This window comes from Vibrio sp. 2433-A1 (assembly GCF_056726085.1).
Genome location: NZ_JBRESC010000002.1, coordinates 232591 through 246462, shown reverse-complemented (window position 1 = coordinate 246462; position 13872 = coordinate 232591). Strand labels below are relative to the sequence as shown.

Genomic DNA, 13872 nt, shown 5'->3' with positions numbered 1-13872 from the left:
TTATTAGGCCGAACAATGGAAAGAAATACTGAAATCAAACTTGCCGCATTCCTTAAAACTGCCGCTGAGCAAAACGAAGTTACCGATGCGACTCAAAAGTTCAATGTAACTCCGAACGGTGCTCAAAAGGTCGTTGCACAACTTCGTGACTCCAACTGGTTCATGAAGAAAATCAACGTAATTCTGGTTAAAAACCAGAAAGGTGAATCTATTGGTCTGAGCGTAAATGGAATGATTGCTAGCCGAACTGATACGTCAGGCGATGGCAAACGCACACCAAAAGACCATTCACAAGCGGGCGCGATGCCATACGTATGTGAGCAAACCAACTTTGATACAGCTATCCGTTACGAAAAAATGGACGCTTGGGCTCACGAGCCTCGTTTTAATCAAATCATTTCTGCCGAAACTCGCGATCAAATATCAGCGAACCAAATCACCATCGGCTGGTATGGTGAACGCGTAGAGAAAAACACTGATCGCGAAACAAACCCGAACGGCGAAGATGTCAATAAAGGTTGGTACCAAGCCATGCGCGAACACAATGCAGGGCGACTGATCTCAGAGGTTATTGAAGGCTCAGGTGTTATTCGTATTGGCGAAGGTGGTGACGGCTCTGCTGGTAAAGAAAAGGGCGATTTTATCAACCTTGACCTAGCCGTATTGAACGTTAAAACACTGCTTCACTCGGCTTGTGAAGACGATGCTGACCTAGTTGCAATTATCGGCTCTGACCTGCTTGGGTACGACAAAGCTAAGTTCTACGAAGCACATGGCAATACTCCAAGCGAGAAAAGCAAGGTAGAAGAAATTCAGGTTATTGGTACATATGGTGGTCTACCTGCAGTAAAAGTGCCGGGCTTCCCTTCAACGGGCATCATGGTAACCAGTTACAAAAACCTATCAATCTACATTCAAAAAGATTCCATTCGCCGTTCACTAGGTAAGAAGAACGATGAAAAAGACCAAGTTGAAAACTTTGAATCTATGAATATGGCGTACGTCATTGAAGAAAAAGGCAAGGCCGCTGCCGTGGACTTCAAGAACGTCCGACTATGGATTGAAGGTGCTTGGCACTAATTGACTAACACCCCACAAATGCAGGCTCTCTCGCTGCTTCATGTGTGCTTATGTACTTAATGATAATCGCGAGTGTTGCCTGCATCCCCTAACCCACTGAATAAGGTTGAGTCATGGCTGAGTATGTCGGAAACAAAAACGAAATCTACGACTCTGAGCTACCTGCTTCTGGCAAGTATCCAGCGCTAAAAATTTCAGAGTTTCAGTCTCTGTTCCATTTCCAAAGCAATGAGACAGAGGCAGGCATTCTGCACCACGCAAAAGTATCGCGTGTGAAAGTTCATTCAGAGCTAAAAGACACCCTAGAACCTTTTGCGAACTTAGCTGAGTTGTCGCAAGCACGATTTGATGATGAAGAGTCAGGCGAGACGCTCTACAAGCAAGCCGTGTTTGCGCTTGCCGCCGCACAGCTAATCAGCATCCAAATGAGCGGTGATGCCACCAAAGACGCGGCAGAAAGGCAAGAGGCCCTAACAGACAAGAAAGAAGAGTGTGAAGTCCAGTACCGCCAAGCGGTAGACATGCTCATTCATGGTGAAGAAACCTACCGTTTTGAGAGGGTGTGATGAAAGCTTTGCAAAACCTAACAGACCTTTTTAAGACGCATATTGTTGATGCCAAAAGCTTTGATTCATGGGCTGAAGACGGCGCTATTTTTTGCACTCAAGGCGATGAAATTGACGGTTTTGAAGTCGAGTACACCGCCATTATCTTTGTGCAAAATGCCAAGCTCAATCCGGACAATCTGTTTATGCATATTGTCAGTTGGTTAAACAAGTATGACCAACACCGAAGCGAGAAAGGTTTAGCCATGCCGACATTTGCTGTCGAACGTCTAGACAAAGGACGTTACGACATAAAGCTAAAGCTAGATATTCGAGAAGAATACAACCTGATCGAAGATGAACAAGGCGATTGGAAACAAGCCGGTGATCTATACCGATGTGATAACCAGTTTGAAGCCGCAGTTGATGAAGATGAGTTAGGTGAACTGATTCACTTTGTTGGTCACGAGAATGACTTGCCATGTCAGAACTCACACTAAAAACGCCCGAACAATTAACTCAAGTTGTCGAGAGCTTAGTGCTTACTGCGTCTGAAAAATTCGACCTGAACAGAAGAATGGCGAATCGTGCACGGCAATTCTTTCGAGCCCAGATAAGAGCTCAACGAGATATTGATAACAACCCATACCAAAGCCGAACGCGAAGGAAGAAAGTCAAAATTCGGGAAGGTCTGGAAGGCGCACATACCGCCAACAACAGAAACATGCTGTTAGGGTTTGGTCGCTCAATGCGAACCATTGTGACTGAAGATAATTTTGAAGTCGGGATTAAAGGTGTGGCTGGCGATATAGGACGCGAGCACAACGAAGGTTCACAGGTGTCATTTACTACTAGAGTAAACGGCTTTTTTGATAGCAAGGTTGGTCGCTGGAAAGGCGGCACACTGACTAAACGAAATTACACAATGCCAAAGCGTACCTTCATTGGTTGGACGCCAGCTCTAGAGCGAGAGCTACTAGCAATGGCAGCGGAATACTTTGCACTAGAGGATGCAGCGTAATGGAAAAAAACAAAGTACCAACATTCACAATCAAGCCCAAAAAAGGCGTCACTGTAAAAGACCCTAAAACGCTTGAACCCTTAAAAACTTCAGGTGAAAGCAAACCTCGTAACACCTATTGGCTGCGTCGTGTCAACGATGGTGACTGCACGGTTGTTGACACTTCGACCAAACAAACGACCATCAAGAAGGATGCTAAATAATGAGTATTAGCTTCAACGAAGTTCCTAGCAATATTCGTGTACCAGGTTGTTTTATCGAGATCGATAATAGCCTAGCGAACAGTGCAGAAGAACAACAAATCATCTTAGCCATTGGTAATGCGATTGCAGGTGCCAAAGTTGGGCCAAATACCGTGACTTTGTGTATGGACGAAACCATTGCCGCAGAGAACTTCGGCAAAGATGGCGCAACCTCTGAAATTGTGGAAATGGTGGAGTACTTCCGCAAACAAGATGAAGTTATGCCCATCTTCGCAGTCAGTGTTGACGCTGGTGATATCACCAGTGCTCTAGCCGCTTTGGGGGATGTTCAATATAACCACATCATGTGCTCACTCAATGATGAAACAACCATTCGAGAGTTAGGTGAGTTGCTTGAAGAACGTTATGACGCAATGAACCAGATCCCCGGTTTAGCTTACATTCCGAAAAAAGGCACACACGCAGAACTAGTCACCTTCGCCACTGTGAGTAATTGCCCGTTGATTAGCTTTATGCCTATCAATCAATTCTGTGATTCAGCAAACAATGATCTCAGTGATGCGGCTGCAATTGGTGCTTGGGTTGGTCAAATTGCGCCTTCGCTAGCTACTGACCCTTGCCGACCTTTGCAAACTTTGAAGCTTAGTGGCGTTTACTCAAAGGCTGCAAATGAATGGACGTTTGCAGAGCGCAATATGTTGCTATACGAAGGTATTAGTACCTTCACCGTTAGCTCAGCAAAAGAAGTCATGGTTGAGCGTCCTATTACTGCTTACACAGAAAACGCCGCTGGTATTGCAGATAACAGCTATCTCGATGTAATGACACCTGCTACAGCAATGTATTTCCGTCAGAAGCAACGCTCACGCATTCTCAGCAAATACGCTCGACACAAACTGGCAAAAGATGGAACTAAGTTTGCTCGCGGTCAGGTTATCGTGACACCAAGCATGCTCAAAACAGAGCTGCTCGCCCTGTATCGAGAGCTGGAATACAACGGTATTGTTCAAGACTTTGACGGCTACAAGAAGTCACTCATCGTTGAGCTAGACGATACCAATAAACAACGTGCGAACTACCAAGATTCTCCACAGTTCGTGAATGGTCTAATCATTACCGCAGGTAAGGTTCAATTTAGGAAGTAACTTATGTCAACAAAAATTACTAGCCGTGCCGTCCTAATAGCAGGTTCATTAGGACGACTGCCAATTAAAGAAGGTGCAGAGGTTGGCTTTGGTAACCTAAAGCGCACACCTGTAATGGGCGATGACGGCGTTTTAGGGTACTCAGAAGAATACTCTGATGCACCGTTCATCAAGGCAACCATTATTCATGCAAAAGATACTGATGAAGAAGCAATCGCCAATTTGGTTGATGAAAACGTCACGCTAGAAACCAATAGTGGTAAGACGTACACACTTAAAGAAGCTTTCTCAGCAGATCCGTTGTCGCTCACGGTGAAAGACGGTCAGCTTGAAATCATGCTGAACGGCGAAGAGCTGATTCCACAGTAAGGAGTAACCTCATGCTATCTATCCTCATGAAGAGAAAGCACCAGTTACAGTCAACGCCACAAAAGCCAGAGCAAATTAAGCAACCAGAGGCGAGCTCTAACCTTCGTCCTGCTTTTGCTGATAAACCTTGGGAAGAAACTCAAGCGGCCTTGAAGAATGACTTAGGCTTCTTGAAAAGCTTGTCAGGCTCCAAGGAGAAAGACCCGTACAAACAAGAACTGGTGAAAAAGTATCGCCCATTGGTAGAAAGGCTGCTTGAAACCCACAAAGGCAACTATGCCAACCTTGAAGTAATGTGGTGGTTCTACTTGTGGCAAGTTGATTTAGGTCGATTTGAAGAAGTCTATGATGATTTCCGCTTGGCTATCGAAGGTGGTTTAGAGCCTCCTATGACATGGCGAACTAATGGACATACAGCATTTTGTGATCTTGTTTTCACATACTCACACAAAGCTGTTCAGAAGAAAAAAGAGTTTAAGCGAGAGTACTTGATCAATGCTGTTAAAGACCTTCGCTCTGGACAACTGGCAACCAATGCGCCACTAAAAGTGAAAATGTTCCGTCTGGTCGGTGATTGGCACTTTGACGCAGGCGAGAAAAAAGAAGCTCATGATCTATTTGAGCAGGTAATGAAGCTTGACCCACGCAAGGGTGGTCGCAAGACCAAGCTAAACGAATTAAAAGAGGAGCTAGGCTATGACAGCCCCAACTAAGAACAAAGCGACAGTGAAGCCCGTTGACCTGCCGACTCCAATTGAAAAAGATGGTGTAGAGATTAAAAAGCTAGATTTGCGTAAACCGGACTCAGGCAACCTTCGTGGGCTCAGTCTCGTTGACGTATGTGAGATGAGATTTGAAGCAGGTGAAGTACTGTTACCTAGAATTTCTAATCTCAATGAGCGCGATGCTATGAATATGCCTGTTGAGAACTGGGCACCAATTCTGACGACTATCGCCTCTTTTTTCGTCAATACGGAACTGTAATAGAGCACGTAGAAGACTATTACGCTGACATTGCAGCAGTGTTTCACTGGCAACCAAGCGAAATAGACAGACTCAGCTACGAAGACCTATTGTTGTTCCGAGAAAAAGCACGACAAAGAACTGAACAAGAAGAGAGCGAATAAGCTCTCTTTTTTTATTTTGGGAAGGATATCTATGAAGATGAATCTCTCTATCGTGATGGGCATGAAAGATAAGACCAAGCCTATCCTAAAAGGTATGAGCAGCGAATCTGATCGCTATGCAAAGCAAATCAGGAAGGTGCAAAAAGCTCAAGCAGACGACTCTAGCGCTATGGCTATGATTGATCGCTTTAACGACATTAAGAAGGCCAAGCAGAAAAATATACTCGCTCTGAAAGCAGAACAAGAGCAGCTAGATAAACTGCAAAAGAAAGCGAAACAGCTTCAGGCACCGAGTGCCGCCCTTACTGCGAAAATCGCCAAGCAGCAAGAAAAGTTGAACAAACTCAATACTGAACAAAAGCAATACCAAACAGGATTAATGGGCTTACGTAAAAGCCTCAAAAAGTCCGGTGTTTCCGTGTACAAGCTCGATAGCGAATATGAACGCTTGAATAAGAGTTACAGAGAGCATGGCAAAGAGATTACCTCACTACAAAAGAAGTACTCGAAGCTACAAGGCATCATGAAACCGATGCAAAAGCTCAATGGAAAAATAAAGCTACCTAAAGTCGGTGGAGCTGTAGCAGGTAAAGGAGCCGCTTTGCTTGGTGGTTTGAGTATTGCTGGCCTAGTAACTGAAGTGAACAGTGCAGCAGCAGAAATGGACGCTCTTGCGAAAAAATCTGCCACTCTGAAAATATCCATTAGTGAGCTGCAAGCCATGCGCAAACAAGCTTCGCATGCAGGTGTTGACGAAGACACAATGTCATCGGCCTTAACACGCTTTACTAAACGTCTAGGTGTCCTACAACAAACGGGAAGTGGCGCTCTGGGCTCTTACCTCAAAAAGAGTGGTAATTCTGCATTCAAGGACTTAGACGGTGCAGCAAATACCCAAGAGGCTTATGAAGCACTCTTAGCATCATTTTCAAAACTTAAAACCGCTCAAGAACAAATGGCATTCGCTGACGCTGCCTTTGGTCAGGACGGTCGCCAAATGCTATTGCTTCTTCGAGAAGGTACAGACGGTTTAGCGAGGTCACGAAAAGAATTAGCCGAATTAGGCGGCGGTGCAAAAGCGGAAGATGCAGCAAAAGCCGAAGCCTACAACGATGCTTTGCAACGTATTCAAGAAAGTATCAAATCAATCAAGTATGCAGCTCTCGCCCCTATCATGGAAAAAGCGACTCAAGCCTTTGGCGAGTTCACGAATAAATTCAAGAATGTCAAATGGCGAGATGAAACCATCACCAAAGTCACTCAAGCAGTTAAAGGCCTCTATAACGGGCTTGTTTTTCTGGGTAAGGGCGTGATTTTTGTTTCTCAGTACTTCCGCGAAATTGTTGCAGCCGTGGCTTTATTTAAAGTTGCATTGATTGCGTTAAATGCTGTGATCTTAGGTAACCCAATTGGATTAATTGTCGCAGCAGTTATGGCGGCGGTTGTTGCCATTACTTACTTGGTCGATAAGTTCTATGGCCTAGACAAAGTTATTAAGGCAATTGGGGAAGGTATTGGTTGGTTATGGAACGAGTTTAAAAAGCTCATTAACATGCTGCCCGACTCACTAATCCCTGAAGGTTGGAAGTTGCAAACCGAAGAAGCAGGTGAACAAGTAGATAAATTGGCAGGAAAACTTAACAAGATTAAGGACAAGAACGCCAAGTTAGGTATCACAACTAATGAGACTTATAACCGAACGGAACAACAAGGTTACACGGGATATCAAGCCGGAGGACTTACCTCCCAAAATCAATACCGCCCTTATCAACCACTGGCCCCACAAACAATGAAGAGCAAGTCTGAAGTATCACTGACAATTAAATCTGATAAGCCCGTGTCAGTAGACCAAGCAAAAACGGACAAAGGGACTGATCTTAATATGGATGTTGGGAATATGGTGTGGGGATTCTAAAGAGCTTTGGTTAACGCAACCAAGCATTTGAGCACTCATAATCACTTCATGTAGTTCAAGGGAATTCGCTCGAGCATAGTCACATCTAACTACGTTGGCCAACATAGTCAAATGTATCTATGAAGTACCAGAAATAACAAAGCCGCCTACACTGGCGGCTTTCTTGTATCTGAAGCAAGGCGTACTAATCAATTTTAAGGTGTACCGAAAATTCGCAGATCGCCTATGGTACGCCTCAACCAACCAAAACCCTTTATTTTGCTAGAAAGTAGATCCCATCCAACATGGGTGCTATTGAAAAGCGGTTAGCCGCGAATTTACTAGTATTATCAGGTTTCATAAAGTGAGTCTCGCTGTACAGTGAGCATCGTGGTTAAAACAGAATCCGCGATTATACACACAGATAAGAAAACATTCAGGAAAAATCAGGAGAGCTTTCTGTACTTAGCCAAGCATTGGAAGAATTTGATTTTGACCGAGGATTAGAGATCTTAGCCACAAGCCAAAAGTGAGTTATCAGCAATTTACGCTAAGTAGGTATCGTTTTTTTCGTAGATAAGGTAACTTATACGCCTTAAGTTACCTTCAGTTCTATTCATTTCCAGAATGAGTAACTTACTGACACAGCTATTAGATATTACCAAATGAGGAACGATAAACCTCGATAAATGGTATATTATTAAAAATGTCCATTGGTAATGGTGATAAGTTTGGACCTGCAGTTAGTAAAACAAATAGAAGAGATATGCACTGCCCGTGGCGTAAGGCTCACGACTCAACGAAAACGTGTGTTTGAGCTGATTTGTGCAAGCCCGAAAGCATCCAGTGCTTATGAGCTATTAGAAGAATTGAAGCTGAGTGAACCTCAAGCAAAGCCTCCAACGGTTTATCGTGCATTGGACTTTTTGCTCGAACAAGGATTCATCCATCGCGTTGAATCGACCAATAGCTACATCCAATGCTGTTCTTGCAATGCTCATAAACATTATTCGCATCTATTGATATGCGATAAATGCAGTAACGTTATTGAACTACAAGATGATAGTTTGGTAGCCTTGTTGGCAGATAATGCAGAAAAGCATGGCTTTACCATCATTAATCACGTGATTGAATCACACGGTATTTGTCAGTCATGTTCCTCTGACAAAGCGAACTAAAGATATAGAAGAAGATTATGCGCGCTGAATTTGTAAACCCGTTTTTAGCATCATTGATGAATGTTTTAAAAACGATGGCTTCACTGGAATTGAAGCCACAGAAACCTCGTGTAAAGAAAGATGAAATTGCACGTGGGGACGTATCAGGTTTAATAGGGATGGTCGGCACGCAAAGCCGTGGCTCGATGTCTATTACCTTTGACGAAAGCCTTGCTCTAGAAATCATGCAGAACATGCTAGGCGAGCGCCCGAATGGTTTAAATGACGAAGTGACCGATATGGTTGGTGAAATCACCAACATGGTGACTGGCGGTGCGAAACGTATCCTTGCGGAAAGTGGTTTTGATTTTGATATGGCAACTCCTGTTGTTGTATCAGGTAAAGGCCATACCATTCGCCACAAATGTGAAGGCTCGATCATCATCATGCCTTTCTCATCTCAGTGGGGTAATGCATTCATCGAGATTTGTTTCGAATAATCGAATACTTTGATGTTGAATTAGATATAAAAAACGCTTCCTTAGGAAGCGTTTTTTATTTTTAGCCGATGATGCCACGCTCTTGTAGCGCAACAAGGCAGTCATCGACTAATGCCTCAATACTTTTTTCACCCGCCAGTAAGTCTATCTCAGGATTCAGTGGCACTTGATACTCAGAATCAATGCCTGTGAAATTGCTAATCTCTCCTGCGCGCGCTTTCTTGTATAGTCCTTTCGGATCACGCTGCTCACACACATCAAGCGACGTATTAACAAACACCTCAAGAAACTCGCCTTGTGGAAGCATTTCTCTTACCAATTGTCGTTCCGCGCGGTGCGGTGAGATAAACGCCGACAAAACAATCAGACCTGCATCAGCCATTAACTTAGCCAACTCACCAATACGACGGATGTTCTCGCGGCGATCTTGCTCAGAGAAACCAAGATCACTACATAACCCATGACGAACGTTATCACCATCTAATAGATAAGTATGGTAACCCGACTTCGCTAAGCGAGTTTCCAGTGCACCAGCAACCGTTGATTTGCCAGCACCCGATAATCCAGTAAACCAAAGCACAACTGGCTTCTGTTTTTTAAGCTGAGAACGAAACGTTTTGTCGATCGCATGTTGATGCCACACTACGTTTTCGTCTTTAACGGGAGTCTCCGTCGTCATAATTGCGTCCTTTTAAAACGGGAAGAAGATCGGGATAAGCGTTAACACTAGTACAGAGTAAACAATTGAAATAGGAATCCCGATTCGAACATAGTCCGTTAATTTATAATTACCTACGCTATAGACCAGTAAATTAGTCTGATAGCCATAGGGAGAGATAAAGCTTGCGCTAGCACCAAACAGCACTGCCATAATAAAAGGCATCGGGTCGACGCCATAGCCTACCGCCATGCTATAGCCAATCGGAAAGGCCAAAGCTGCTGCCGCATTGTTGGTGACAAGCTCAGTCAAAATCAGCGTTAACAAGTAAGTCGCGACCAGTGCGCCAAATACTCCCCAACCGTTAAAGCCTTCAATAAACATCTGGCCTAAGCTGACCGATAAGCCAGTCGACAACATAAGTTGGGCAATAGAGAGTGCAGAACCGACGATAACGACAATATCGATCGGGAAACGGCGACGTAATTCACCCAGTTGAATCACTCCGCTAAGCAGAGCAGCCAGTAAATAGACAGATAGACCTTTAATCAGTGGCACCATATCGAGCAAAGCTAATGCAATCACACTCGCAAAGCCCACCAGCACCAGCGCTGATTTGTTGGCATCTAAACGAGCACTAGAATCTAAATCATTGATTAATACAAACTCTTTGCGATGCGCTTGCTTTTCTTGCTCAAAGCGCTTACCTGGTACTAGCACCAAGGTATCACCCGCATTCAAAGTGATGTTACCTAAGCCACCTTGTAAGCGCTCATGACCACGACGAATCGCAACGACAACCGCATCGAAACGATCGCGGAAGTGACTCGATTTTAAAGTCTTATTACAAAAACTGGCCGATGAACTCACCACGACTTCAACGAAGCCCTGGCCATTTAAGTGGTGCTGACCAAATAGCGTTAGGCCTTGAATTTCTTGCAACGTCGCAACACTTTCAATATCACCACAGAACAGCAACCTATCTCGAGCTTGCAAGACAAAGTCAGGCTCGACGGATGGCATCGTTTCTCCATCACGCACCACTTCGGCTAAAAACAGTTTTCTTAACGCGCGCAGATTGTTTTCACTAATACTGCGTCCGACTAATGGCGATCCAGGCTCTACCCTCGCCTCTAAGAAATAAGGCAGTTCATCTTGGTTTTGATCATCATAGTTCGGCAGTAAGTAACTGAGCGGGATCAAGATCAACAAGCCGCCAGCCAACACTGACAAACCGATCATTGTCGGAGCAAAAAAACTCAAACTTGGTAAGCCTGCATCTTCAACAAAGCTATTAATGATCAAGTTGGTGGAGGTCCCGATCAAAGTTAAGGTACCACCAAGGATCGCGGTGTAGGAGAGCGGAATTAGCAGTTTCGACGGGGCATGTTGTTGATTGCGCTTAATCGCACTAATCAAGGAAACAACCACTGCTGTATTGTTAGTAAATGAAGACAATAATGCCGTCGATAAGCCCAACTTCGCCACCACGGTGCCTAAACAACCAGTGGACAAAGAGCGGCCGACCCAACTAATTAGGCGGGTTTTTTCTAGTGCTGCTGACGCTAAGATCAGCAGCACTAAAGTTAACAAGGAAGAGTTAGTGAAATTGGTCGCTATCTCACTAACGTCAGTCATGCCCGCCAGAAATGCAATAAATGCAGCGCCAGCAAAGATATGACTTGGCTTGATTCGCGTTGTCAGTAAGCAAGTCACTATGCCGAGTAAAATTGCTAATACAAACCCTTGCTGCCACATAACGCTTCCTTGTAACTCTGAGTGTTTACTTGAGCAATTGACTGATATCTTTCGCTTCCCAGTGCGGGAAGTGCTTACGAACTAAAGCATTAAGCTCAAGTTCAAACGCTGAAATATCGGCCGTTTTGGTTTCGACACTAGATAGACTCTCACGCACTAGGCCGGAACCGACGGTAACGTTGGTTAGGCGATCAATGATGATAAAGCCTCCTGTGTCTTGGCTGGCTAGATAGTTATCCAGTGCCACAGACTCGGTTAGCGTCCACTCACACAATCCAATACCATTAAGTGGTAACTCAACCGCACTGTGGGTCGACAGGTTATTGATATCGTATTGATGACGAATGGATTCAACGCGACCAACGGTTTTCTTACCTGCGATCTTGATATCATATTCACGCCCTGGCTGTAGCGCCTGCTCAGTCATCCAAACCACATCTGCAAGCAAGTGATTGCTCGACTCTACCTGCGCATTCTCTAGTACAATCAGGTCACCACGGCTGATATCAATCTCATCTTCGAGCGTCAGCGTTACCGCGAGACCCGCTTGAGCCTGCTCTAAGTCGCCGTCAAATGTGACAATACGAGCCACTTTGGATGTCTTACCTGAAGGCAGCGCTTTAACTTCATCACCGACTTTTACTGAGCCCGATGCAATCGTGCCGGCAAAACCGCGGAAGTCGAGGTTTGGTCGGTTAACGTATTGAACTGGGAAACGGAACTCACCGATTTCTTTATCTTGGTCAACATCAACATTTTCAAGAATCTCAAGTAGTGACGGGCCTTCAAACCAACTTAGGTTTTGACTTGCTTCAACCACGTTATCGCCCTCTAGGGCAGACAGTGGAAGAATCTGAATGTCAGTTTCACCTTGCAAGTTTTTCGAGAACTCTAAGTACTCATCACGAATCTGTTCAAAACGATCTTGTGAGTAATCAACCAGATCCATTTTGTTTACCGCAACAACAAAGTGCTTAAGGCCTAATAGGTTTGAGATAAACGAGTGACGACGTGTTTGATCGAGTACACCTTTACGCGCATCAATTAAGATCACTGCGACATCACAAGTAGAAGCACCTGTCGCCATGTTACGTGTGTACTGCTCGTGTCCTGGCGTATCTGCAATGATGAACTTACGTTTTTGCGTCGAGAAGTAGCGGTATGCTACGTCAATGGTAATACCTTGTTCACGCTCTGCTTGTAGGCCATCAACTAGCAATGCCAAATCAGGACGCTCACCCGTTGTACCAACACGTTGGCTATCATTGTGAACGGCTGCTAACTGATCTTCATATATTTGCTTAGAGTCATGCAGTAAGCGGCCAATCAGTGTACTTTTGCCATCATCTACAGAACCACAAGTTAGGAATCTAAGTAGTGATTTGTATTGATGTTGTTTTAGGTATCCTTCGATACCAAGCTCTTCGAGTTGAGCTTCAACTGCGCTATTCATTTTCTTTCCTTAGATCCTTATTAGAAATAACCTTGACGCTTTTTCAATTCCATCGATCCTGACTGATCGTGGTCGATCGCTCGTCCTTGTCGCTCACTTGAAGTCGCAACTAGCATCTCTTCAATAATGCCGGTCAGGGTATTCGCTTCTGACTCAATTGCACCCGTTAATGGGTAGCAGCCGAGAGTACGGAATCGCACACTCTTCTCTTCAATCTTCTCACCCGGTTGAAGCTCCATACGATCGTCATCAACCATGATCAGCATGCCATCGCGCTCTACAACTGGGCGCTTGTCCGCTAGGTAAAGCGGGACAATTTCGATGTTCTCTAGGTAGATGTATTGCCAGATATCCAACTCAGTCCAATTTGATAGTGGGAAGACACGAATGCTTTCACCTTTGTTGATCTGCCCGTTATAGGTTTTCCATAACTCTGGGCGCTGGTTCTTTGGGTCCCAAGTGTGGTTTTTATCTCGGAATGAATAGACACGCTCTTTAGCACGAGACTTCTCTTCATCACGGCGAGCACCACCAAATGCAGCATCAAAACCGTACTTGTTCAGCGCCTGTTTTAGGCCTTGCGTTTTCATGATGTCAGTATGCTTCGATGAGCCATGAACAAATGGACTACAACCCATAGCGAGACCTTCTGGGTTCTTGTGAACCAAAAGCTCAAAGCCATACTTTTCTGCGGTACGATCGCGAAATTCGATCATCTCTTTGAATTTCCAATCGGTATCTACGTGCAGCAACGGGAATGGAATCTTACCTGGGTAAAATGCTTTACGAGCAAGGTGTAGCATCACCGATGAATCTTTACCTATCGAGTACATCATCACTGGGTTATCAAACTCAGCGGCAACTTCACGGATGATATGAATACTCTCCGCTTCTAGCTGCTTTAGGTGGGTTAAACGTTCTTGGTCCATGTTAGTGCTTCCTTTAAGGCTCATCATGAGCTT

General features: G+C 44.6%; 17 protein-coding genes. 13 read left to right on the top strand and 4 right to left on the bottom strand.

Annotation, left to right across the window (positions count from 1 at the left end; translation table 11 throughout):
- Nucleotides 1-15: 15 nt before the first annotated feature.
- From ACU01J_RS03665 to ACU01J_RS03605, 13 genes are all read left to right on the top strand, one after another.
- Complete coding sequence (locus tag ACU01J_RS03665) at nt 16-1080, top strand: phage major capsid protein, P2 family (protein WP_481084438.1); 1065 nt, start codon at nt 16-18, stop codon at nt 1078-1080.
- Nucleotides 1081-1193: 113 nt separating this feature from the next.
- Nucleotides 1194-1646 (top strand): head completion/stabilization protein, encoded by a 453-nt coding sequence (locus ACU01J_RS03660; protein ID WP_481084437.1) that lies wholly within the window; start codon nt 1194-1196, stop codon nt 1644-1646.
- Nucleotides 1646-2125 carry a phage tail protein gene (locus ACU01J_RS03655; RefSeq protein ID WP_171349329.1) on the top strand — a complete coding sequence of 160 codons (480 nt, stop codon included), beginning with the start codon at nt 1646-1648 and terminating at the stop codon, nt 2123-2125. Before ACU01J_RS03660 ends, ACU01J_RS03655 begins: the two co-directional genes overlap by 1 nt.
- Nucleotides 2107-2646, top strand: a complete 540-nt coding sequence (locus ACU01J_RS03650; RefSeq protein ID WP_481084436.1) for a phage virion morphogenesis family protein — start codon at nt 2107-2109, stop codon at nt 2644-2646. The genes ACU01J_RS03655 and ACU01J_RS03650 overlap by 19 nt, the downstream gene beginning before the upstream one ends.
- Nucleotides 2646-2849, top strand: a complete 204-nt coding sequence (locus ACU01J_RS03645; protein ID WP_481084435.1) for a DUF2635 domain-containing protein — start codon at nt 2646-2648, stop codon at nt 2847-2849. Before ACU01J_RS03650 ends, ACU01J_RS03645 begins: the two co-directional genes overlap by 1 nt.
- Nucleotides 2849-3994 carry a phage tail sheath subtilisin-like domain-containing protein gene (locus ACU01J_RS03640; RefSeq protein WP_481084434.1) on the top strand — a complete coding sequence of 382 codons (1146 nt, stop codon included), beginning with the start codon at nt 2849-2851 and terminating at the stop codon, nt 3992-3994. The genes ACU01J_RS03645 and ACU01J_RS03640 overlap by 1 nt, the downstream gene beginning before the upstream one ends.
- 3 nt (nt 3995-3997) lie before the next feature.
- A complete protein-coding gene (locus ACU01J_RS03635; protein ID WP_171368962.1) occupies nt 3998-4363 on the top strand; it encodes a phage tail tube protein in 366 nt (121 codons plus the stop codon).
- Between the two features lie 11 nt (nt 4364-4374).
- Nucleotides 4375-5076: a phage terminase small subunit gene (gene gpM / locus ACU01J_RS03630; RefSeq protein ID WP_481084433.1), complete on the top strand. Its 702-nt coding sequence runs from the start codon at nt 4375-4377 to the stop codon at nt 5074-5076.
- Complete coding sequence (locus ACU01J_RS03625; RefSeq protein ID WP_481084432.1) at nt 5060-5347, top strand: phage tail assembly protein; 288 nt, start codon at nt 5060-5062, stop codon at nt 5345-5347. The genes gpM and ACU01J_RS03625 overlap by 17 nt, the downstream gene beginning before the upstream one ends.
- Nucleotides 5293-5490 (top strand): GpE family phage tail protein, encoded by a 198-nt coding sequence (locus tag ACU01J_RS03620; RefSeq protein ID WP_481084483.1) that lies wholly within the window; start codon nt 5293-5295, stop codon nt 5488-5490. Before ACU01J_RS03625 ends, ACU01J_RS03620 begins: the two co-directional genes overlap by 55 nt.
- A gap of 31 nt (nt 5491-5521) precedes the next feature.
- The gene (locus ACU01J_RS03615; protein ID WP_481084431.1) at nt 5522-7405 is read left to right on the top strand and encodes a hypothetical protein; all 1884 of its coding nucleotides are present in this window, start codon (nt 5522-5524) and stop codon (nt 7403-7405) included.
- A gap of 692 nt (nt 7406-8097) precedes the next feature.
- Complete coding sequence (gene zur / locus ACU01J_RS03610) at nt 8098-8562, top strand: zinc uptake transcriptional repressor Zur (protein ID WP_071816269.1); 465 nt, start codon at nt 8098-8100, stop codon at nt 8560-8562.
- A 17-nt stretch (nt 8563-8579) separates the two neighbouring features.
- A complete protein-coding gene (locus ACU01J_RS03605) occupies nt 8580-9041 on the top strand; it encodes a chemotaxis protein CheX (RefSeq protein WP_004410369.1) in 462 nt (153 codons plus the stop codon).
- A gap of 61 nt (nt 9042-9102) precedes the next feature.
- Here the strand turns inward: ACU01J_RS03605 and cysC are convergent, their stop codons facing one another.
- The 4 genes from cysC to cysD are packed head-to-tail and all read right to left on the bottom strand — an operon-like array spanning nt 9103 to nt 13863.
- Complete coding sequence (cysC, locus tag ACU01J_RS03600) at nt 9103-9720, bottom strand: adenylyl-sulfate kinase (RefSeq protein ID WP_481084430.1); 618 nt, start codon at nt 9718-9720, stop codon at nt 9103-9105.
- Between the two features lie 12 nt (nt 9721-9732).
- Nucleotides 9733-11457: an SLC13 family permease gene (locus tag ACU01J_RS03595; protein WP_481084429.1), complete on the bottom strand. Its 1725-nt coding sequence runs from the start codon at nt 11455-11457 to the stop codon at nt 9733-9735.
- Between the two features lie 25 nt (nt 11458-11482).
- Nucleotides 11483-12910, bottom strand: coding sequence for a sulfate adenylyltransferase subunit CysN (cysN, locus tag ACU01J_RS03590; protein ID WP_481084428.1), 1428 nt, complete (start codon nt 12908-12910; stop codon nt 11483-11485).
- A 20-nt stretch (nt 12911-12930) separates the two neighbouring features.
- Nucleotides 12931-13863, bottom strand: a complete 933-nt coding sequence (gene cysD / locus ACU01J_RS03585; protein WP_134834315.1) for a sulfate adenylyltransferase subunit CysD — start codon at nt 13861-13863, stop codon at nt 12931-12933.
- Nucleotides 13864-13872 lie beyond the last annotated feature (9 nt).

Coding starts and splice junctions, on each gene's coding strand:
- ACU01J_RS03665 (WP_481084438.1), top strand. CDS start 16: ATGGAAAGAAATACTGAAATCAAACTTGCCGCATTCCTTAAAACTGCC.
- ACU01J_RS03660 (WP_481084437.1), top strand. CDS start 1,194: ATGGCTGAGTATGTCGGAAACAAAAACGAAATCTACGACTCTGAGCTA.
- ACU01J_RS03655 (WP_171349329.1), top strand. CDS start 1,646: ATGAAAGCTTTGCAAAACCTAACAGACCTTTTTAAGACGCATATTGTT.
- ACU01J_RS03650 (WP_481084436.1), top strand. CDS start 2,107: ATGTCAGAACTCACACTAAAAACGCCCGAACAATTAACTCAAGTTGTC.
- ACU01J_RS03645 (WP_481084435.1), top strand. CDS start 2,646: ATGGAAAAAAACAAAGTACCAACATTCACAATCAAGCCCAAAAAAGGC.
- ACU01J_RS03640 (WP_481084434.1), top strand. CDS start 2,849: ATGAGTATTAGCTTCAACGAAGTTCCTAGCAATATTCGTGTACCAGGT.
- ACU01J_RS03635 (WP_171368962.1), top strand. CDS start 3,998: ATGTCAACAAAAATTACTAGCCGTGCCGTCCTAATAGCAGGTTCATTA.
- gpM (WP_481084433.1), top strand. CDS start 4,375: ATGCTATCTATCCTCATGAAGAGAAAGCACCAGTTACAGTCAACGCCA.
- ACU01J_RS03625 (WP_481084432.1), top strand. CDS start 5,060: ATGACAGCCCCAACTAAGAACAAAGCGACAGTGAAGCCCGTTGACCTG.
- ACU01J_RS03615 (WP_481084431.1), top strand. CDS start 5,522: ATGAAGATGAATCTCTCTATCGTGATGGGCATGAAAGATAAGACCAAG.
- ACU01J_RS03605 (WP_004410369.1), top strand. CDS start 8,580: ATGCGCGCTGAATTTGTAAACCCGTTTTTAGCATCATTGATGAATGTT.
- cysC (WP_481084430.1), bottom strand. CDS start 9,720: ATGACGACGGAGACTCCCGTTAAAGACGAAAACGTAGTGTGGCATCAA.
- ACU01J_RS03595 (WP_481084429.1), bottom strand. CDS start 11,457: ATGTGGCAGCAAGGGTTTGTATTAGCAATTTTACTCGGCATAGTGACT.
- cysN (WP_481084428.1), bottom strand. CDS start 12,910: ATGAATAGCGCAGTTGAAGCTCAACTCGAAGAGCTTGGTATCGAAGGA.
- cysD (WP_134834315.1), bottom strand. CDS start 13,863: ATGAGCCTTAAAGGAAGCACTAACATGGACCAAGAACGTTTAACCCAC.